This window comes from Limnohabitans sp. (assembly GCF_030158565.1).
In the GTDB taxonomy this organism is placed as follows: Bacteria; Pseudomonadota; Gammaproteobacteria; order Burkholderiales; family Burkholderiaceae_C; genus Limnohabitans_A.
The window spans coordinates 1-18,960 of record NZ_JAOASQ010000012.1; the positions used below are offsets into that span (position 1 = coordinate 1).

The following is an 18,960-nucleotide window of genomic DNA, read 5'->3' on the forward strand; positions in this document are numbered from 1 at the left end:
GCGGCGTCGCACATCAGGCCGATGTCGTTGAAGGACGAGCCGTCGATCGGTTCGGGCCAGTCCAGGTCATGCGCGGCAAACCAGGTGCGCCAGGGCTCCAGCGGGCTGCGCAGCAGGGGTTGGCCTTGCAGCTCTTCGACGCTGCTGAACGGGCCGTTTTCGCGCAGCCAGGCGGGAGAGGCCAGTGGGGTGACTTCGTCCTTGGCCAAACAGACGTGTTCCACGTCCGAATAGCGGCCGGTGCCAAAGCGCACCGTCAGGTCGGCGTCTTCGGCCACCACGTCCAGCAGGGGAATGCTGACTTGCATGGTGATGTCGATCTCGGGGTAGGCGTCCAGAAAGTGCTTGAGCCGCGGCATCAGCACCGAACGTGCAAACGTGGGCGTGACCGCCAGGCGCAATTTGCGGCGCCCGGGCGTGTTGCTGGCGCTGGGAAAGCGCTGCAGGGACACCAGGCCTTCGCGCACATGGGCCAGGTATTCGTTGCCTTCGGTGGTTAATGAAAAATCGGCCCGGCCAAACAGCTTGGTGCCGATGATCTGCTCCAGCTGCTTGACGCGGTGACTCACCGCGCTGGGCGTCACACACAACTCTTCGGCCGCCTGCGTCACGCTGCGCAAACGGGCCAGTGCCTCAAAGGTCAGCAGGCACTGGATGGGTGGGATGCGGGAGGCAGCGGACATGCTGGGCTTACTTGAAGATCACGGTTTTGTGGCCGTTGATCAGCACGCGGTGTTCGCTGTGCCATTTGACGGCGCGGGCCAGCACCTGGCTTTCGGTGTCGCGGCCCTGGGCCGTGAGGTCTTCCACCGTTTTGCTGTGGTCCACGCGGGCCACGTCTTGCTCGATGATCGGGCCTTCGTCCAGATCGGCCGTCACGTAGTGGGCGGTGGCGCCGATCAGCTTCACGCCACGGTCGTGCGCCTGGTAATAGGGCTTGGCGCCTTTGAAGCTGGGCAAAAAGCTGTGGTGGATGTTGATGGCGCGACCGGCCAACTTGCGGCACAGGTCATCACTCAAGATTTGCATGTAGCGGGCCAGCACCACCAGCTCGGCGCCTTCGGCCTGGATGATTTCGTATTGTTTGGCTTCGGCCTGCGCCTTGTTGTCTTTGGTCACCGGGATGTGGTGAAACGGCACGTTGTAGCTGGCGGCCAGTTGGTAGAACTCGCGGTGGTTGCTCACGATGGCACGGATGTCCAAGGGCAACAGGCCACTCTTCCAGCGAAACAGCAGGTCGTTCAGGCAATGGCCTTCCTTGCTGACCATGAGCACGGTGCGCATGGGTTGGGTGGTGGCATGCAGGTCCCACTTCATGTCAAAGGTCTGGGCAAAGGCCGACCATTGGGCATTGAGGCTGTCGCCGTCGATTTGGTCACAGGCGAACTGCACCCGCATGAAGAACAGACCGGTGTCGTGGTCGTTGTATTGCGCCGCTTCTTCGATGTTGCCGCCGCGCTCCAGCAAGAAACCCGACACGGCATGCACGATGCCGGTGCGGTCAGGGCAGGAGAGGGTGAGGATGTAAGTCGTGGTCATGGGGCAATGCGGTGTGGTTCTGGGTCCCTCGAGGTGCGGACGCAGCAGGTTCAGGACGGGCTCTATTGTAAAGAGGGCGGGCCTTGTCGCATTGGGGCCCAGAGGGGGTGTTGGCGCGGCGATCGGGGACTTAAACTGGCGGTCTAAAGAATCCAGAGGAGCTTTTGCCGTGGCCCAGACCGATTTCAACATGGACAACCAGTGGTTGCCCTTCACGCCCAACCGCACTTTCCGCAACGACCCCCGGGTGTTTGTGGGGGCCGAGGGCATGCACTTCACCACGCACGATGGCAAAAAGGTCATCGACGGCATCTCCAGCCTGTGGTGCGTGGGCGCAGGCCACAACCGCCGCCCGATCAACGAGGCCATCAAGAAGCAGCTGGACACACTGGACTACGCCACGGCTTTTCAGGCCAGCAACGACAAGGCCTTCAAGGCCGCAGAGATGATCGCGGCCATGGCGCCCGGCGATCTGAACAAGGTGCTGTTTTGCAACTCCGGGTCTGAAGCGGCCGACACCGCCCTGAAAGTGGCGCTGGCCTATCACCGCGCCCGCGGAGAAGGCCACCGCAATGTGTTCATTGGCCGCGAAAAGGGTTACCACGGCGTCAACTTCGGGGGCATGAGCGTGGGCGGCCTGCCGGCCAACCGCAAGGTGTATGGCGCGCAGCTGCTGCCGCGTGTGGACCACATGCGCTTCATCCACGACCCGGTGAACCACGCCTACATCCACCACGAGGAACCTGTGTGGGCCGAAGACCCATTGCTCGAGCTGGAAAACCGCATTTTGGTGCTGCACGACCCGAGCAACGTGGCGGCAGTCATCGTGGAGCCGATCGCGGGCAGCGCGGGCTGGTACATCCCGCCCCAGGGCTATGTGAAGCGCCTGCGCGAGATTTGCGACAAGCACGGCATCTTGCTGATTTTTGACGAGGTCATCACCGGTTTTGGACGCTTGGGCGTGAACTTTGGCGCCGACTATTACGGCGTGGTGCCCGACATGCTGAACTTTGCCAAAGCGGTGACCAACGGCGTCATACCGCTGGGCGGCGTGATCTGCCGCGACTTCATCTACGACGCGATGATGAATGCCAACGCGCCCGAGCATGCGATCGAGTTCTTCCACGGCTACACCTATTCGGGCCACCCCGTGGCGTGTGCCGCCGCCATTGCCACGCTTGACCTGATGAAGGAAGAAAACCTGTTTGCCCGTGCGGGTCAGCAGGGCAAGGTGTTGGGCGATGCGATGCACAGCGCGTTCAAGGGGCTGCCCAACGTGGTCGGCATCCGCACGCTGGGCCTGGCTGGGGCGGTGGAGCTGTCCAGCATCCCGGGCTCGCCCGGCAAGCGGGCTTACGACATCTTCATGGACTGCTTCCACAAAGGCGTGTGGGTGCGGCCTGCCGGTGAAAACCTGGTGATTTGCCCGCCCTACATCGTGGAAGACGCACACATCGATCAAATCGTGCAGACCCTGGCCGACAGCATCCGACGGCATGCGTGAGGGCTCCCGCATGGGGGCTTGGGGCCGGGTGACGGCCACGCTGCTGGCCGCTTGGTGCGCCGCGCAGCTGTGCCTGTGGCTGCACACCCCGATTCCGTGGATGCTGGGGCCTTTGATCGTCACGGCGCTGGCATCGATGTCGGGGCTGCCGACCAGCAGCTCGGGCTGGCTGCGCAATGCCGGGCAGTGGGTCATCGGCGTGGCTTTGGGGCTGTATTTCACGCCGCAGGTCAGTGCCTTGGTGGTCAGCTTGTGGTGGGCGATTGTGTTGGCCATTGCCTGGGCCTTGGCGCTTGGGGCTTTGTTTGGTGGGTGGTTGCAGCGGCAGCACGCGGCAGACTTTGCGCACCTGTCGCCCCGTGCTTTGCGCGCCACCACCTATTTTTCAAGTGCGATTGGCGGTGCGTCCGAGATGACCTTACTGTCCGAGCGCCATGGTGCGCGCACCGACCTGGTGGCGGCCGCGCACAGTGTGCGCTTGCTGTGTGTGGTGATCGCGGTGCCTTTTGGCATGCAGTGGGCGCAACACCGCTGGGGCTTGCATGTGGACGCGAGCTTGCTGCCCGGTCCACGCCTGGCGCATTGGCCGGGCTTGCTGTGGCTGGCGCTGGCCACGGCGGCAGGTGCCGGTTTGATGGTGGTGGTCAAGCGCACCAACCCATGGTTCATGGGGCCTTTGTTGGTCTCGATGGGCTTGACGCTGTCAGGGGTGGCGTGGTCGGCCGTTCCCAATGGCCTCTCGGATGCGGCACAGCTGGTCATTGGCGTGAGCCTGGGTGTGCGCTTTCGGCGTGAATTCATCCACACCGCGCCGCAATGGTTGTTGTCGGTGGCCGGTGGCACTTTCCTGATGATGGCGCTTTCATTGGGTTTTGGCTTGCTGATGGCCTGGCTGACGGGTCTGCACCCCGCCACTTTGATTTTGGGCACCGCGCCAGGCGGTATTGCCGAGATGGCGATCACCGCCAAGGTCTTGCAACTGGGCGTGCCGGTGGTGACGGCGTTTCAGGTCTGCCGCCTGGTGGCGGTGCTGATGCTGGTGGGGCCGATGTTTCAGTGGGGGCTCGGTCGTAAAAAAACCGCCTGAAGGCGGTTTTTTGCAGGTCGGTGGTTTCTCAGTGCACGACGACAGGCTGCTGAGCCAGGCCGGTATAGCCTTCCAGCGTGTCTTCGACTTCTTCCTGTGTAGGGGTGTGTTGCTGCCAGGCCTGGATTTGTTGCTGGAACATTTCGGCCCATGAGCCGTCCAGGTACACCTCTTTGCCGGAACGTTTGTCCACGATTTCAAAACCATGGCGTTCCAGCAGCGGCTTGCTGGTGGCGGGCGCGGTTTCTGCTGGCGCGTTGGCCAGCAAGTGCATCACGGCAAAGGTTTCAGATTCGTACAGCAAGTTCATGGTTTCATTCTCCCTCAAGTTCTGTGACTCATCTGGGGTTTTTTGAATGAACTTCAAGGCGGTGTGGCTTTTGATGTCTGGGGCAAGGGCGGCAGCTTTTCTAAGCTGCGCAAATTCAGATCGATGAAGCTGCCGCTGACTTGTGTGATGCGAATGCGCACGGGCAGCCAATCGTGCTGAGCCGAGACCCAGAACTCGACTTTGGCGTCGAAGCGGTTGCGTGGTTGGCACACCCATTTGACGGTGTTGATCGATTGGCCGTCAACGTTGAGCGTTTCGGTTTGCTCGAACGTCAGCAACCAAGGCAGCGCGTCGCGCAAGGTGACGGTCTGAATTTGCAACCGGGCGCCGGGGGTAAAACGCTCGGGTGAGCCAGCCATGGCCGCGGCCAGTTGGACGTACAAACTGATTTGGTCTTGCGCACCGGCGATCAAAGGGGCTTCTGGCGCGTTGCCGCTGAACACGATGCGGTTTTTCTCGCGGTCGAAATGCGCAGCGCGTTCGCCACGCCAGCTGTCCGAAAAGCGGCGAGGGGCCAGGCCTGCGGCGGTGATGTCGCCCACACTGCGCCAATGGCGCGAGCCCACCAAAAAGGCTTTGACCGACAGGGCCAGTGCGTAGGCTTGGTCGTTGTGCTGCCAGTTCAGCTCGCCGCTGGCGTAATAGGTCAAGCCTTTTTCTTGGCCCGTGAGGTCGTACCGCAGCAAACTGGACGGGGGCAAGGCGCCCAAAGGAATGTGCGGCAACACCTCGGCCGGGGGCAGCGACTGGGTGGGTTCGCTGGCAGCTTGTGGTGGCGCTGGCGTTGCGGGTGGCGGCTCGGGCGTGATGGCGGTTTCTGCTGTTGGCGTTGAAGCCTGCGCGATCTCTGCATCAGGCTCGGCAGGTGCGCTGACCCGCGGTTCTTCGGGCGGGGTCATGATGGGCGTTGGCGCAGCTTCTTGCGCAATGCGCGGGCGATGGGCTTTGGGTGGCGGTGCGACTGCAGGCGCTGGTGGCGTCGGGGGCGCGATCATGCGTGTTTGCAGAGGGCGCACTTGTACCGATGCCCGGTCTGGCAGCTGGAAATCCAGACTGCCCGACATGCCCAACAAAACCGCCCCATGCACGAGCAGCATGATCACGGCCAGCCACGTCAGTGTGCGGCGCGAAGGGCCGCCTTTGCTGGCAATTTGGCGGGTAGGCGTTGTCACGGACTGGCTGTGCATCAGGCCGTATGCCAGCCCAGATCGGCCGACAGTTGGACGGCGAACTGCCGAAGTGCTTGCGCGGCGGGCCCTGTCCACTCGGCATTGAAGGTGGCCGAGGAGCCCAGCGCGACCACGCCCAGCGCGAGGTGCCCATCGGCGTCGAAAACAGGCGCACAAAATCCGGAGATGCCCGGCAGCAAGACGTTCACCACGCGGCCCAAGCCTTGTTCCCGGGTTTCTTTCAGGATGGCTTTGACCTGCGCTGCCGTGCCGGGCAAGTCGCTGCGTCCAAGTTTGCGGGTCAAGGCCAGTTCGGCCTCGATCATGGGGAGGGCTTTGTCGGCGCTGCCACCATGGCCCACAAAGGCGGCAAAGCAACGGCCTGTGGCCGATGACAGCAAAGGCATCACATCGCCCAGGCGCAAATTGACGGATGCGGCCATGGGCGACTCCTGCCAATGCACCAGGGTTGGGCCGTGGTTGCCCCAGACGGCCAAGGCCAAGGTGTGGCCGATTTCTTCCATCAAAGCGGGCAGGCGTTCGCGTGCCATCTTCACGGCGTCCAGCCGCGACAGTGTGGCCAAGCCCAGGCGCAGTGTCGCAGGGCCCAGTTCGTAGCGGGTGCTGGTGCTGTCTTGCACCACCAGACCCAGCCGCTGGAAGCTGACCAGGTAGCGGTGGGCTTTGGCCGCGCTCATGCCGGCTGCAGAGGCCAGGTCGCGCAGCATCAGGGGGCCAGGGGCTTGGGCCAGCACGTCCAGCAAGGCAAAACCTACTTCGACCGACTGGATGCCGGCGCGTTCCTTGCCTTCTTCGGCGGGGTTGGTGTCTGTGGCCATGTCGTCTAGAATCAAGTTTCGTTTAGTTAAACGAGTTTAACAATGCGTAATTTGTGAGCTGACTCACTGTAGCGCATCGCGACACAAACGGACACACACAACATGAAATTGGCGACATACAAAGACGGCTCACGCGATGGTCAACTGGTGGTGGTTTCGCGTGATTTGAGCACAGCCCATTATGCGACCGGCATCGCGACCAAAATGCAGCAAGTGTTGGACGACTGGAACTTTCTGGCACCTCAACTCGAAGACCTGTACACCACGCTCAACCAAGGCAAAGCGCGCCATGCGTTCCCGTTTGACCCTGAGCAGTGCATGGCGCCTTTGCCACGCGCCTACCAGTGGGCCGATGGCTCGGCCTACATCAACCACGTGGAGTTGGTGCGCGCAGCCCGCAACTCCGAAGTGCCCAGCAGCTTCTACACCGACCCGCTGATGTACCAGGGTGGCAGCGATGACTTCATCGGTCCGCGCGACCCGGTGGTGTGCGCCAACGAGGCCTTCGGCATCGACTTTGAAGCCGAGATCGCCGTCATCACCGGTGACGTGCCCATGCAAACCAGCGCCGACGATGCCATCGACGCCGTGCGCTTGATCATGTTGGCCAACGACGTGAGCCTGCGCAACTTGATCCCGAACGAGTTGGCCAAGGGCTTTGGCTTCTTCCAGAGCAAACCGGCCACCGCCTTCAGTCCCGTGGCCATCACGCCCGACGAGTTGGGCGACGCCTGGCAAGGCGGCCGCGTGCACCTGACGCTGCAGTCCACCTGGAACGGCCGCAAAGTGGGCATGTGCGAAGCCGGTCCCGAGATGACCTTCCATTTCGGCCAGCTGATCGCCCACATCTGCAAAACCCGCAATGTGCGTGCGGGCTCCATCGTGGGCAGCGGCACGGTGAGCAACAAGAGCGTGGAAGTCAAAGGCAAACCCGAATGGCCCAAGGGCTACAGCTGCATCGCCGAAAAACGCGCCATCGAGACCATCCTGGACGGCAAGCCCAGCACCGAATTCATGAAGTTCCGCGACACCATCCGCATCGAGATGAAGGGTCAAAATGGCGAAAGCTTGTTTGGCGCGATCGAGCAAGAAATTGTGCCTTTGAACCAGGCATGACGCGCTCCTGAAGGTGTGTGGAGCGTAAAAAAGCCGTTTGCGCTTCACCGATGAAGCGCAAACGGCTGAGGGTGAAGAACTCGATCAGCCCAGCTTCTTCATCAACAAAGCATTCACCTGCCCCGGATTGGCCTTGCCCTTGCTGGCCTTCATGATCGGGCCGACCAGGCCGTTCAGTGCTTTGGCGTTACCGGCCTTGAACTCTTCCACGTTCTTGGGGTTGGCGGCCAGCACTTCGTCGATGATCTTTTCCAGCTCGCCGGTGTCGTTCATCTGCTTGAGGCCTTTGGCTTCGATGATGGCGTCGACTTCGCCTTCTTGATTCCACAGACCTTCAAACACCTGACGCGCCGCGTTGTTGCTGATGGTGTTGTCGCTGATGCGGCCGATCAGGGCGGCGAGTTGGGCCGCGCTCACGGGCGCTTGTTCGATGCTGAGTTCGCTGGCGTTCAGGCGGCGTGAGACTTCGCCCATGATCCAGTTGCTGGCCAGTTTGGCTTGGCCGCAGGCTTTGGCTGTGGCTTCAAAGTAGGCGGCGACCGCCTTGCTTTGGGTCAGCTGCGTGGCGTCGTATTCGGGCAGGGCGTAGTCTTTGACGAAGCGCTCGGCCATCACGCGGGGCAGTTCGGCCATCTCGCCTTTGACGCGCTCGACCCAGTCGCGGCCGATCACCAGCGGTGGCAGGTCCGGGTCGGGGAAGTAGCGGTAGTCGGCGGCGTCTTCCTTGGTGCGCATGGCGCGGGTCTCGCCCGTGTCGGGGTCGAACAGCACGGTGGCTTGCTGGATGGTGTGGCCGTCTTCGATTTGGTCGATTTGCCAGCGCACTTCGTAGTCGATGGCCTGCTGCATGAACTTGAAGCTGTTCAGGTTCTTGATCTCGCGGCGGGTGCCCAAGGGCTCGCCGGGTTTGCGCACCGACACGTTGGCGTCGCAGCGGAAGCTGCCTTCTTGCATGTTGCCGTCGCAGATGCCAATCCAGGTCACGATTTTGTGCAGTTCTTTGGCGTAGGCCACAGCTTCTTCACTGCTGCTCATGTCGGGGCGCGTCACGATTTCCAAGAGCGGCGTGCCAGCGCGGTTCAGGTCGATGCCGCTTTGACCAATGAAGTCTTCGTGCAGTGATTTGCCCGCGTCTTCTTCGAGGTGGGCGCGCTCCAGGCGCACGGTTTTGCGCACCGTTTCTTTGCCTTCTTCGAGGAAGAACGACACCTCGCCACCTTGCACCACCGGGATCTCGAATTGGCTGATCTGGTAGCCCTTGGGCAGGTCGGGGTAGAAGTAGTTTTTGCGCGCAAAGATGCTGCGCTCGGCAATGTGCGCGTTGATGGCCAAGCCAAATTCAATCGCGCGTTCCACAGCGCCGATGTTCATCACGGGCAGCGTGCCGGGCAGGGCCATGTCCACCGCGCAGGCTTGCGTGTTGGCTTCGGCACCGAAGGCCGTGGGGGCGCGGCTGAAGATCTTGCTGTTGGTCGAGAGTTGGGCGTGTGTTTCAAAGCCGATGACGACTTCGTAGCCTTGGACGAGTTTGCTCATGGTCTTAAACCCCCGCTGGTTTCTGGAGGTGGAAATCGGTGGCTTGTTGCAGGCGGTGTGCGGCGTTCAGCAACTGGGCTTCCTTGAAGTAGTTGCCGATCAGCTGCAGGCCCACGGGCATGCCGCCCGCGCCAAAGCCTGCGGGCACGCTCATGCCGGGCAGACCCGCCAGCGAGGCGGGCAGGGTGAAGATGTCGGCCAGGTAGTCGGCCACCGGGTCGTTGGCGTTCTCGCCAAACTTCCAGGCCACCGAAGGGGCCACGGGGCCAGCGATCACGTCGCACTGCTTGAACGCGTTCTGGAAGTCGTCGGCGATCATGCGGCGGATTTTTTGCGCCTGCAGGTAGTAGGCGTCGTAGTAACCGTGACTCAGCACATAAGCGCCCGTCATGATGCGGCGCTTGACCTCGTTGCCAAAGCCTTCGGCGCGGGTCTTTTTGTACATGTCCACCAGGTCGGTGTAGTCCTTGGCGCGGTGGCCAAACTTCACGCCGTCAAAGCGGCTGAGGTTGGAGCTGGCTTCGGCCGGGGCAATGATGTAGTAGACGGGAATCGACAATTCGGTGCGCGGCAGGCTGATGGGCACCAGCTTGGCGCCGAGCTTTTCATACTCGCGCAAAGCACCGTCCACGGCGGCGCGCACATCGGCCGCCAGGCCTTCACCAAAGAACTCCTTAGGCACGCCAATGCGCAGGCCTTCGAGCGAGTTGTTCAACGATGCCCTGAAGTCTTCGGTCCGCATGTCCAGCGAGGTCGAGTCGCGGTCGATGTCGCCGCCGCACATGGTACTCAGCAAGAGTGCGCAGTCTTCGGCGCTGCGGGCCATGGGGCCAGCCTGGTCCAGGCTCGAGGCGTAGGCGATCATGCCGTAGCGGCTGGCGCGGCCATAGGTGGGCTTGATGCCGGTGATGCCGCAAAAGCTGGCCGGCTGGCGGATCGAGCCGCCGGTGTCGGTGCCGGTGGCGGCAGGCACCAGGCGGGCCGCCACGGCAGCTGCGCTGCCGCCCGACGAGCCGCCAGGTACGCGGGTGCTGTCCCAGGGGTTGGTGACCGGGCCGTAAGCCGAGTTTTCGTTGGCCGAGCCCATGGCGAATTCGTCGCAGTTGAGCTTGCCCAAGCTGACCATGCCCGCTGTGCGCAGGCGCTGCACCACGGTGGCGTCAAAGGGCGAGCGGTAGCCGCTCAGGATTTTGGAGCCTGCGGTGGTGGCGAAATCACGGGTGACGAACACGTCTTTGTGTGCCACGGGCACGCCTTCCAGCGGGCCAGCGGTGCCGTCAGCCAGCTTGGCGTCCGAGGCGCGGGCTTGGGCCAGCGTCACTTCGCTGTCGATGTCCAGAAAGGCGTTGTGCGGGTTGCCACCCATGCGGGTCAGGAATCGCGTGGCGACTTCGACCGCGCTGACTTCTTTGGTTTGCAAAAGACTGGCCAGCGCTTTCACGCTGAGGTTGTGCAGATCACTCATGGCTTACTCGATGACTTTGGGAACCAAAAACAGGCCGCGCTCGACGGCGGGGGCGCTTTGCTGGTTCAAATCGCGTTGGTTGGGCTCGCTGGCCACGTCAGGGCGCAGGCGCAGCGTGATGTCCTGGATGGCCGCCACGGGGTGGGCCATGGGAGTGATGCCGGTGGTGTCTACGGCTTGCATGGCTTCGACGATGCCAAAAAAGCCATTGATTTGCGAGAGCATGCGCTCACTTTCTTCGGGCTTGAGCTCCAGACGGGCGAGGTTCGCGATCCGGGCAATATCCTGCGGGGTCAGGGACATGGTTTGAAAAGAGTTGTAAAGGTCAAATTTTTTCCGGGCCATAGGGTGAACAAACGTACGCCTTTGACCAGGGGATCGGGTATTATCCTGTGTTTACTGCAGCGTCAAGAACGGTCTTCGCGCAAGACCGCACGCTATCCCAGATTTGATTGTTGTGCCCACCCATCCCAGCCCTCCACAGCAGATCGGTTGAGGCCCCTAAGGATTCCCGAATGTTTTCTTCATTCCGCCGTTATTTTTCCAGTGACCTGGCCATCGACCTGGGCACTGCCAACACCCTGATTTTTGTGCGTGACAAGGGCATCGTGCTGGACGAGCCATCCGTGGTGGCGATCCGTCACGAAGGTGGCCCCCAAGGCAAGAAAACCTTGCAAGCCGTGGGCCACGAAGCCAAGGCCATGCTGGGCAAAGTGCCCGGCAACATCGAAGCCATCCGCCCCATGAAGGATGGCGTGATCGCCGACTTCACTGTGACAGAGCAGATGCTCAAGCAGTTCATCCGCATGGTGCACCCTCGCAGCACCTTCCGTCCAAGCCCCCGCATCATCATCTGTGTGCCTTGTGGTTCGACCCAGGTCGAGCGCCGTGCCATCCGTGAGTCGGCTTTGGGTGCAGGCGCATCCGAGGTCTACCTGATCGAAGAACCCATGGCCGCGGCCATCGGCGCGGGCTTGCCTGTGTCGGAAGCATCGGGCTCCATGGTGGTGGACATCGGTGGCGGCACGACCGAAGTGGGCGTGATCTCGCTGGGTGGCATGGTCTACAAGGGCAGCGTGCGCGTGGGTGGCGACAAGTTTGACGAAGCCATCATCAGCTACATCCGCCGCAACTACGGCATGCTGATTGGCGAGCCTACGGCCGAAGCCATCAAGAAGAACATCGGCTCTGCCTTCCCGGGCAGCGAAGTCAAGGAAATGGAAGTCAAGGGCCGCAACCTGTCCGAAGGCGTGCCGCGCAGCTTCACCATCAGCTCCAACGAGATCCTCGAAGCCCTGACCGATCCGCTCAACCAGATAGTCTCGGCCGTCAAAACTGCACTGGAGCACACGCCGCCTGAGTTGGGCGCCGACATTGCCGAGCGCGGCATGATGCTCACCGGTGGTGGCGCTTTGTTGCGTGACTTGGACCGCCTGCTGGCCGAAGAAACAGGCTTGCCCGTGTTGGTGGCCGAAGACCCGCTGACCTGCGTGGCCCGTGGTTGCGGCATGGCGCTGGAGCGCATGGACCAGCTGGGCAGCATTTTCACCAGCGAGTAAAGCACCTGCGGGCCTGCACCACGCAGGTCCTCCACGGTCTTTCATCAACTCTGAATCCGGTGCATCCCGACTATGGCTCTGGATACCTTTGAGCGCAGTGTGCCGCCGATCTTTCGGCATGGCTTGTCCGCAACTTCCAAACTGGTGCTGTTGGCTTTGTTGTCCATTTTGCTGATGGCGGCGGACCACCGACTCAAAATTTCTTACCCCGTCCGTGCCGGCATCGCCATGGTGTTGGCGCCTTTGCAGTGGTTGTCTTTGCAGCCGAGCCGTTTGGGTCATGCTGTGGGCGATTATTTTGTGGACCTGGATGAGGCCCGGGATGCCGCGCAAAGTTTCCAGACGCGGTCCATATCGCAAACCCAACGCTTGCAGCAAGTGGAGCAACTTCTGCAGGAGAACAAGCAACTGCGCGAATTGCTGGATTTGCGGAAAGATTTCTCAGGCCCCTCCAAGCCTGTTCAAGTTTTGTACGGAACCACCGATGCCTACAGTGAGCGTGTGGTGGTCGATCGTGGGCAATTGGCAGGCATTGAGCCAGGCTCTGCCGTGATCGATGCGGCCGGTGTCTTTGGGCAAGTCACGCGTGTGTACCCCTTGGTCAGCGAAGTCACCATGCTCACTGATCGAGGACAAAGCATTCCCGTGATGAACGCCCGTACAGGGACTCGCCATGTGGCCAATGGTGACCCCGGTACTTTGGGTGGGTCTTTGGAGCTGAAGTTTGTGCCTGCAGGTGCGGACATGAAGCAAGGCGACTTGTTGACCACCAGTGGTATTGATGGGGTCTATCCGGCGGGTTTGCATGTCGGCACCATTGTTCAAATTGACCGCCGCGTTGACTCCTCTTTTGCGAGGGTTCATGCTAAACCCATGGCCGTTTCGCGAGGACGTCATTTGCTGGTGCTTACGCCGGTAAAAGACTGGCCTGCGCCACCCGCACCGGTGGTGCCGGTGCCAAGCGGCGGCAAACACAAATCGAACGCTACGGCCGCCGCCGGACAAGCGACAGGAGGCAAGCCATGATCATGCCCGCAGGTCGGCCACTCCTGCTGCCCGTCAACCCTCGTTTCATTGCATTCACCTTGGTGTTGGCATTGCTCGTGAACATGCTGTTGGGTTTGTCTGGCATGCGCTGGCTGCCAGATGTGTTGGCCATCGTTGTGGTGTTTTGGAATGTTCACCAACCGCGACGTGTAGGTTTGCTGCTTGCTTTTGTTCTGGGATTGGCGCTGGATGTGCACGAGTCTGCGTTGCTGGGTCAAAACGCTTTGTCCTATGTGGTGTTGAGCAGCATCGCTTTGGCTATCCAGCGTCGCTTGTTGTGGTTTCCCCTGCGTGAGCAAGCTTTGCAGATCGTGCCTCTTTTCATCGTTGCAGCTTTGGTGGAATGGATCACGCGCTTGATCGTTCAAGACGCTTGGCCTCACTGGAGTCAGCTGTTTTCACCCCTGTTGCAAGCGACGTTGTGGCCCTTGGTCGGGGCTTTGTTGCTGGCGCCGCAAAGACGTGCCTTTGCACCTGACGACATTCGTCCACTTTGACCATGGCTTTGAGTCTGCCTTCGCTTGCTGAACTGCGCGATACGCAGGCCGATATTTACCGGTTCCGTGAACGCGTGATCGTGGTTCAGGCGGTGGTGCTGGTTTGCTTTCTTTTGCTGCTGACACGATTGGCTTATTTGCAGGTTGTGCGGCACGATGACTTGCTGGAGCAGGCCGAGAACAACCGCACAGCTGTGTTGCCGACCGTGCCCCCTCGTGGAACGATCCTCGACCGCAATGGGGTCGTGCTGGCCAGCAACTATTCGGCCTACACCCTGGAAATCACGCCATCCAAGGTCAAAGATCTGGAAACCACCATCAACGAGCTGTCCGAGTTGGTGGACATTCAAGTCAAAGATCGCCGTCGCTTCAAGCGACTGCGTGAAGAATCCAAGAGCTTTGATTCGCTGCCCATTCGCACCCGATTGACCGATGAAGAGGTTGCCCGGTTCAGTGCGCAACGTTACCGCTTTCCTGGCGTGGACATCAAGGCGCGATTATTTCGCCAATACCCTTTCGGTGAGTTGGCCAGCCATGTGATTGGCTACATTGGGCGCATCAACCCCAAAGAAAAAGAGCGCATCGAAGAAGACGACGAGTCCGGCAATTACCGGGGCACTGAATACATCGGCAAGCTGGGCGTGGAGCAGCGCTATGAGCGCGAGTTGCATGGCATCACGGGTGTTAACCAGGTCGAAACTTCTGCCGGTGGTCGTGCTACGCGCAGCTTGTCCAGCCGCCCCGCGACGCCCGGTCAAAACGTGGTGTTGTCCATCGACATCCGCTTGCAAAAGATGGTGGAAGACTTGTTCGGTAATCGGCGAGGGGCCTTGGTGGCACTGGACCCCAATACCGGGGAAGTGCTGGCTTTTGTGAGCAAGCCGACTTTTGATCCCAACTTGTTTGTGGATGGCATTGACCAGGAAAACTGGCAGATGCTCAATGAGTCGATAGACAAACCCTTGCTCAACCGTGCGCTGCGAGGCACATATCCACCGGGGTCTACTTACAAGCCCTTCATGGCCTTGGGCGCTTTGACCACAGGCAAGCGCAGTGCCAGCGCGATCATCCACGACAATGGCTCTTGGACTTTCGGTGGCCACACGTTCCGCAGCCATGGCGATTCTGGTTTGGGTCCGGTGGACATGGTCCGCTCCATCGTCCTGTCCAGCAACGTGTATTACTACTCACTGGCCAACGAGATGGGGGTGGACACCATCCACGACTTCATGAAACCCCTGGGTTTCGGACAAATCACGGGCATCGATCTGCCCGGTGAGGTGCGCGGCATCTTGCCCAGTACCGATTGGAAGCGCAATTACTACAAGCGTCCGGAGCAGCAAAAGTGGTTTGGCGGTGAGACGATTTCTTTGGGCATTGGTCAGGGGTACAACAACTTCACCATGCTGCAATTGGCTTCTGCCACAGCCACAGTGGCCAGCGGGGGGCAGAAGTACACACCACGGGTGGTCAAGGCCACACAAGACGCGTTGACCCATGCCCAATCAGCGGTCTCGGACAAGGCGCCTGTTAATTTGGGCTACAACCCCGATCACATTGCGGTGGTGCGCAATGGCTTGGTGGGCGTGGCCACTTCCGGGACATCGGCTCAGGTGTTTGCAGGGGCCAGTTACCAAAGCGCTGGCAAAACCGGCACGGCGCAAGCGGTCACGATTGGCCAAAAGGAAAAATACAACGCCAGAAAAATGAGCGAGTACCAGCGCGATCATGCGCTGTACATGGCTTTTGCACCGGCTGAAGCGCCTCAAATTGCGCTGGCCTTGGTGGTCGAAAATGCAGGCTTTGGTGCGGTTTCCGCGGCCCCCATTGCCCGTCGCGTGTTTGATTACTGGTTACAGGGGCAGTATCCGAGTGAAGAGGATATTCTGGCCACGCAGCAAGGCCAAAGCTCGCGCCCAATTGGGACGCCCCGCGCCAAGCAGGACATTGTGCTGGACACCAAGAAGTCCAGCGACGGCTTGCGCTGAGCGCAAGCGGCTGCTGCAAGGCCGTTCAACTTTGGTAGACCGTGTCCAATGAAGCGAAGCCCTTGACTTCGATCGGGTTGCCAAACGGGTCCATGAAGAACATGGTCCATTGCTCTCCCGGCTGGCCCGCAAACCGCAAGTGCGGCGCAATCACAAACTGCAGGCCATTCGATTGCAAGCGATGGGCCAATGCTTGCCAATCGGCTTCTTGCAAGATCAAGCCAAAGTGCGGCATGGGCACCAGGTGTTCACCGACACGTCCGGTGTTGCTGGTCCTGAAGGGCTCGCCCAAATGCAAAGAGATCTGGTGCGAAAAGAAGTCGAAGTCCACCCAGGTGTCGGTGGAGCGGCCTTCCTTGCAGCCGAGCACACCGCCATAAAAGCGGCGGGCTTCGTCAAGGTTGGTCACGTGGAAGGCGAAATGAAACAGGCTGCGCATGCCGCAAAGCATAGCAGCCTGTGATTGGGGGTGTTGCGCTTGAATGTGTGCCCGGTCAAACACGACAACGTGCGCTTGGTGGTGTGCCATTCAAACCACGGCACGACAAGTGCACATGAAGGCGCTCTGTTTCAAATGGGTCAATGGTTTTTTTCGGCGGCAGTCTGGCAATCGATGCAGCGCAATGTGGCCGGGTAGGCGGCCAAACGTGCTTCGGGTATGGACACGCCGCAGTCTTTGCACGTGCCGTACAGTCCTGCAGCCAGCCGTTCCAGTGCGGCGTCCAGTGCACCCAGTTCGGCGGTTTCATGTTCGTTCATCGCGAATTCATCGTCGCGCTCCGAAATGGCTTGTGCCCGGTTTTCAAAATCGCGCACATCGTGTTCGGCCGCCATGTCCACGCGAGAGACCAAGCCCCCGCGTTCTTGGGCGATGCGTTTGAGGAGTTCAGCGCGTTCACGCAGAAGGCGCTCTTGGTGGAGTGGCGAAGATGTGTTCATGCAGCCATCCTAGGCTTCGCAGGACCTGTGATGTTGATGTGCATCAATCTGCAGCGGTGAAGTCAGGCCGGGCCTGCTGCATTTGATGTACTGCAAAACAGGGATGGGCCAAGCAAAAGGGCCGCCCATTGGGCGGCCCTTGCTGTGTGGGATGGACGGTGCTTATTTGGCTTTCATGCGCGAGAGCATCAGCTCCATATTGGCTTTGCGGTCGGCGTTGACTTGCTGCAAGCTGGCGCGCTCACCCATGAATTTCATGTAGTCCCGTGTCGGCAGATCGGCCATGAAGTCACGTCCATAGATCAGCTTGGTGGCACCCGAAATCAGCGGCAAGTGGACCACGGCAGCACAATCGGCCAAGGTCAATGTGTCGCCGGCCACGTATGGGGAGAACTTGGCCAATGCCGCGAAGGCGGCAATGTTTTTTTCCAGCTGTGCGCCTGTTTTTTCTTTGGCGCTGTCGCTGACTTTGCCGCCAAAGAAAGCCTCTGGGTAGAGGTTGCGAGCCACCAGCTCCAGGTGCAACTCCAGAAAGGTCACCAGTTCGCGGACCTTGGCCGCTGCAAACGGATCGGAGGGCAACAAGGGCGTTTGCGGGTATTGCTGTTCGATGTACTCCATGATCACAGCCGACTCGCACACAGGGCCTTGTGGCGTTTTGATGTAAGGCACTTTGCCAATGGGGCTGGCTGCGGGATCGGTCTTGCCGACCCAGGCGAGTTCTTCCGCGAAGGGAACGCCTTTTTCGAGCAAGGCGAATTTGACTTTGTTGTAATAGTTGCTGGCTGCAAAGCCGCAGAGTGTGAGCATGGGGTCTCCAGATGGTTGAAGTGTCAGTCAAGCGTAAAGCGATCAAGTTGTTGAGGGCGTCGCGCAGATGACCATTTGGCCAAGTGTGCTCAGCCACAGACTTCGGACTTGCAGCCCATCACTCAGATTCTTGGCGCACGAGGGTGTCCCTCGAATGACATGGCGTGAGGGTTTTCAACGTGCATCCCAGCTGTGAAATCCGGTACTCTGATTCAGATTTCATTTCTATACGAGGAGACCTTGATGAGCGTGAATTTTCAAGTCAATGGCAAGCCTGCCAAGGCCAATGCCGAAACCGATACCCCCTTGTTGTGGGTTTTGCGTGACGAACTGGGCATGACGGGCACCAAGTTCGGTTGCGGTGCGGCTTTGTGCGGTGCTTGCACGGTGCATGTGAACGGCGAAGCCGTTCGCTCTTGCCAGACGCCTTTGAGTGCCGTGTCCGGTAAGAAGGTGGCCACGGTCGAAGGTCTGTCTGCCAAAAACAACCACCCCCTGCAAGTGGCCTGGATCAAGCACGATGTGCCGCAGTGTGGCTATTGCCAGTCGGGCCAGCTCATGAGCGCTGCAGCCTTGCTCGCCAAGAACACCAACCCCAGCGATGCCGACATCGACAACGCGATGAGCGGCAACATCTGCCGCTGCGGCACTTACCCCCGTATCCGCGCCGCCATCAAAGATGCCGCCGCCACGATGCGCAAAGCCTGATCCGCTGGAGAACACACATGACTGAAATCCAAACTTCTCGCCGCTCATTCCTCAAGACCAGCGCAGCCGTGACCGGTGGCCTGCTGATGGCTGTCAACCTGCCAGGCACCCTGGGGCAAGCCATGGCTGCGGGCACCGTGAGCACGCCCAATGCCTGGGTGCACATCGCAGACGACAACAGCATCACCATCCTGAGCGCCCACTCTGAAATGGGTCAAGGCGTTCACACCTCCATGCCCATGTTGGTGGCCGAAGAACTCAACGTGGACCTCAGCCAGATCAAGGTGGTCGATGCACCTCCGGGTGAGGCTTATGTCAATGCCCTGTTGGGTGCACAGATCACCGGTGGTTCGACCTCCGTGCGCGGCAGCTGGGAAAAGCTGCGCGTCGCAGGTGCCCAAGTGCGTGAAATGCTGGTGTCCGCTGCCGCCGCAGAGTGGAAAGTGGACCGCGCACAGATCAAGGCCGACAAGGGCATGTTGATCGGCCCCAACGGCAAAAAAGCCACGTATGGCGCCATGGCCGCAGCGGCATCCAAGTTGCCCGTGCCTGAGAAACCAGCCATCAAGGACCCCAAAGACTTCCGCATTGTGGGCAAGCGCACCAAGCGCTTGGACACCCCCGCCAAAACCAATGGCACGGCCGAGTTTGGTATCGACGTCAAGCTGCCCGGCATGGTGTACGCCACCATCGTGCAGTGCCCTGTCATTGGCGGCAAGGTCAAGAGCTTTGACGGCGCACAAGCCAAGGCCATGCCTGGCGTGCAAGCCGTGGTGCAGGTCAGCGACGGCGTGGCCGTGGTGGCCGACTCCTGGTGGCGCGCCAA

The 18,960-nt window shown here is 60.5% G+C and carries 20 protein-coding genes; 9 read left to right on the forward strand and 11 right to left on the reverse strand.

Going from position 1 to position 18,960, the window contains the following annotated elements:
- Together Q1W40_RS02140 and purU are read right to left on the reverse strand one after the other, a co-directional pair.
- Positions 1-683, reverse strand: a 683-nt coding sequence (locus Q1W40_RS02140; RefSeq protein WP_300708410.1) for a LysR substrate-binding domain-containing protein, incomplete at its 3' end; no start/stop codon positions are given.
- A 7-nt stretch (positions 684-690) separates the two neighbouring features.
- Positions 691-1,539: a formyltetrahydrofolate deformylase gene (gene purU, locus Q1W40_RS02145; RefSeq protein ID WP_300708412.1), complete on the reverse strand. Its 849-nt coding sequence runs from the start codon at positions 1,537-1,539 to the stop codon at positions 691-693.
- 169 nt (positions 1,540-1,708) lie between these two features.
- On the opposite strand from purU, the gene Q1W40_RS02150 reads away from it, so the two are divergent.
- Together Q1W40_RS02150 and Q1W40_RS02155 are read left to right on the forward strand one after the other, a co-directional pair.
- A complete protein-coding gene (locus Q1W40_RS02150; protein WP_300708414.1) occupies positions 1,709-3,043 on the forward strand; it encodes an aminotransferase class III-fold pyridoxal phosphate-dependent enzyme in 1,335 nt (444 codons plus the stop codon).
- Entirely contained in the window at positions 3,036-4,130 is a 1,095-nt protein-coding gene (locus tag Q1W40_RS02155) for an AbrB family transcriptional regulator (protein ID WP_233250123.1), read from the forward strand. The genes Q1W40_RS02150 and Q1W40_RS02155 overlap by 8 nt, the downstream gene beginning before the upstream one ends.
- Before the next feature lie 28 nt (positions 4,131-4,158).
- Here the strand turns inward: Q1W40_RS02155 and Q1W40_RS02160 are convergent, their stop codons facing one another.
- Genes Q1W40_RS02160 through Q1W40_RS02170 form a run of 3 tightly spaced genes read right to left on the reverse strand, consistent with a single transcriptional unit; the run spans position 4,159 to position 6,469 of the window.
- A complete protein-coding gene (locus Q1W40_RS02160) occupies positions 4,159-4,440 on the reverse strand; it encodes a DUF3567 domain-containing protein (RefSeq protein WP_300708417.1) in 282 nt (93 codons plus the stop codon).
- A 53-nt stretch (positions 4,441-4,493) separates the two neighbouring features.
- Positions 4,494-5,633: a DUF3108 domain-containing protein gene (locus tag Q1W40_RS02165; RefSeq protein ID WP_300708419.1), complete on the reverse strand. Its 1,140-nt coding sequence runs from the start codon at positions 5,631-5,633 to the stop codon at positions 4,494-4,496.
- Between the two features lie 14 nt (positions 5,634-5,647).
- Entirely contained in the window at positions 5,648-6,469 is an 822-nt protein-coding gene (locus Q1W40_RS02170; protein WP_300708421.1) for an IclR family transcriptional regulator, read from the reverse strand.
- Positions 6,470-6,571: 102 nt separating this feature from the next.
- On the opposite strand from Q1W40_RS02170, the gene Q1W40_RS02175 reads away from it, so the two are divergent.
- Entirely contained in the window at positions 6,572-7,585 is a 1,014-nt protein-coding gene (locus tag Q1W40_RS02175) for a fumarylacetoacetate hydrolase family protein (RefSeq protein WP_300708423.1), read from the forward strand.
- 84 nt (positions 7,586-7,669) lie between these two features.
- Here Q1W40_RS02175 and gatB read toward each other — a convergent pair whose 3' ends face one another.
- The 3 genes from gatB to gatC are packed head-to-tail and all read right to left on the reverse strand — an operon-like array spanning position 7,670 to position 10,889.
- Positions 7,670-9,121 (reverse strand): Asp-tRNA(Asn)/Glu-tRNA(Gln) amidotransferase subunit GatB, encoded by a 1,452-nt coding sequence (gene gatB, locus Q1W40_RS02180; protein ID WP_300708425.1) that lies wholly within the window; start codon positions 9,119-9,121, stop codon positions 7,670-7,672.
- A 4-nt stretch (positions 9,122-9,125) separates the two neighbouring features.
- On the reverse strand, positions 9,126-10,586 hold the full coding sequence (gene gatA, locus Q1W40_RS02185) for an Asp-tRNA(Asn)/Glu-tRNA(Gln) amidotransferase subunit GatA (RefSeq protein WP_300708427.1): 1,461 nt from the start codon (positions 10,584-10,586) through the stop codon (positions 9,126-9,128).
- 3 nt (positions 10,587-10,589) lie between these two features.
- On the reverse strand, positions 10,590-10,889 hold the full coding sequence (gene gatC, locus Q1W40_RS02190) for an Asp-tRNA(Asn)/Glu-tRNA(Gln) amidotransferase subunit GatC (RefSeq protein WP_300708429.1): 300 nt from the start codon (positions 10,887-10,889) through the stop codon (positions 10,590-10,592).
- A gap of 212 nt (positions 10,890-11,101) precedes the next feature.
- Here gatC and Q1W40_RS02195 point away from each other — a divergent pair, with 212 nt between their 5' ends.
- From Q1W40_RS02195 to mrdA, 4 genes are all read left to right on the forward strand, one after another.
- Positions 11,102-12,145: a rod shape-determining protein gene (locus Q1W40_RS02195; RefSeq protein ID WP_062408136.1), complete on the forward strand. Its 1,044-nt coding sequence runs from the start codon at positions 11,102-11,104 to the stop codon at positions 12,143-12,145.
- Positions 12,146-12,217: 72 nt separating this feature from the next.
- Positions 12,218-13,171, forward strand: coding sequence for a rod shape-determining protein MreC (mreC, locus tag Q1W40_RS02200; RefSeq protein ID WP_300708432.1), 954 nt, complete (start codon positions 12,218-12,220; stop codon positions 13,169-13,171).
- Entirely contained in the window at positions 13,168-13,689 is a 522-nt protein-coding gene (gene mreD / locus Q1W40_RS02205) for a rod shape-determining protein MreD (RefSeq protein ID WP_108326862.1), read from the forward strand. The genes mreC and mreD overlap by 4 nt, the downstream gene beginning before the upstream one ends.
- A gap of 2 nt (positions 13,690-13,691) precedes the next feature.
- Positions 13,692-15,677, forward strand: coding sequence for a penicillin-binding protein 2 (gene mrdA / locus Q1W40_RS02210; protein WP_300708436.1), 1,986 nt, complete (start codon positions 13,692-13,694; stop codon positions 15,675-15,677).
- A gap of 25 nt (positions 15,678-15,702) precedes the next feature.
- Here the strand turns inward: mrdA and Q1W40_RS02215 are convergent, their stop codons facing one another.
- From Q1W40_RS02215 to Q1W40_RS02225, 3 genes are all read right to left on the reverse strand, one after another.
- Positions 15,703-16,116, reverse strand: a complete 414-nt coding sequence (locus tag Q1W40_RS02215) for a VOC family protein (protein WP_300708438.1) — start codon at positions 16,114-16,116, stop codon at positions 15,703-15,705.
- Positions 16,117-16,256: 140 nt separating this feature from the next.
- Positions 16,257-16,616: a TraR/DksA family transcriptional regulator gene (locus Q1W40_RS02220; RefSeq protein WP_300708440.1), complete on the reverse strand. Its 360-nt coding sequence runs from the start codon at positions 16,614-16,616 to the stop codon at positions 16,257-16,259.
- Between the two features lie 162 nt (positions 16,617-16,778).
- Entirely contained in the window at positions 16,779-17,426 is a 648-nt protein-coding gene (locus tag Q1W40_RS02225) for a glutathione S-transferase (protein ID WP_300708442.1), read from the reverse strand.
- A 243-nt stretch (positions 17,427-17,669) separates the two neighbouring features.
- Between Q1W40_RS02225 and Q1W40_RS02230 the strand changes: the two genes are divergently transcribed.
- Positions 17,670-18,134 carry a (2Fe-2S)-binding protein gene (locus Q1W40_RS02230; RefSeq protein ID WP_300708444.1) on the forward strand — a complete coding sequence of 155 codons (465 nt, stop codon included), beginning with the start codon at positions 17,670-17,672 and terminating at the stop codon, positions 18,132-18,134.
- 17 nt (positions 18,135-18,151) lie between these two features.
- A partial coding sequence (locus Q1W40_RS02235) for a molybdopterin cofactor-binding domain-containing protein (protein ID WP_300708446.1) occupies positions 18,152-18,960 on the forward strand: 809 nt, incomplete at its 3' end.

Bases quoted from the DNA above. Each gene is read 5' to 3' on its own strand.
- mrdA (WP_300708436.1), top strand. From the start codon at position 13,692: ATGGCTTTGAGTCTGCCTTCGCTTGCTGAACTGCGCGATACGCAGGCC.
- Q1W40_RS02175 (WP_300708423.1), top strand. From the start codon at position 6,572: ATGAAATTGGCGACATACAAAGACGGCTCACGCGATGGTCAACTGGTG.
- mreC (WP_300708432.1), top strand. From the start codon at position 12,218: ATGGCTCTGGATACCTTTGAGCGCAGTGTGCCGCCGATCTTTCGGCAT.
- Q1W40_RS02220 (WP_300708440.1), bottom strand. From the start codon at position 16,616: ATGAACACATCTTCGCCACTCCACCAAGAGCGCCTTCTGCGTGAACGC.
- Q1W40_RS02170 (WP_300708421.1), bottom strand. From the start codon at position 6,469: ATGGCCACAGACACCAACCCCGCCGAAGAAGGCAAGGAACGCGCCGGC.
- Q1W40_RS02160 (WP_300708417.1), bottom strand. From the start codon at position 4,440: ATGAACTTGCTGTACGAATCTGAAACCTTTGCCGTGATGCACTTGCTG.
- mreD (WP_108326862.1), top strand. From the start codon at position 13,168: ATGATCATGCCCGCAGGTCGGCCACTCCTGCTGCCCGTCAACCCTCGT.
- gatB (WP_300708425.1), bottom strand. From the start codon at position 9,121: ATGAGCAAACTCGTCCAAGGCTACGAAGTCGTCATCGGCTTTGAAACA.
- gatC (WP_300708429.1), bottom strand. From the start codon at position 10,889: ATGTCCCTGACCCCGCAGGATATTGCCCGGATCGCGAACCTCGCCCGT.
- Q1W40_RS02155 (WP_233250123.1), top strand. From the start codon at position 3,036: ATGCGTGAGGGCTCCCGCATGGGGGCTTGGGGCCGGGTGACGGCCACG.
- Q1W40_RS02225 (WP_300708442.1), bottom strand. From the start codon at position 17,426: ATGCTCACACTCTGCGGCTTTGCAGCCAGCAACTATTACAACAAAGTC.
- Q1W40_RS02230 (WP_300708444.1), top strand. From the start codon at position 17,670: ATGAGCGTGAATTTTCAAGTCAATGGCAAGCCTGCCAAGGCCAATGCC.
- purU (WP_300708412.1), bottom strand. From the start codon at position 1,539: ATGACCACGACTTACATCCTCACCCTCTCCTGCCCTGACCGCACCGGC.
- gatA (WP_300708427.1), bottom strand. From the start codon at position 10,586: ATGAGTGATCTGCACAACCTCAGCGTGAAAGCGCTGGCCAGTCTTTTG.
- Q1W40_RS02195 (WP_062408136.1), top strand. From the start codon at position 11,102: ATGTTTTCTTCATTCCGCCGTTATTTTTCCAGTGACCTGGCCATCGAC.
- Q1W40_RS02215 (WP_300708438.1), bottom strand. From the start codon at position 16,116: ATGCGCAGCCTGTTTCATTTCGCCTTCCACGTGACCAACCTTGACGAA.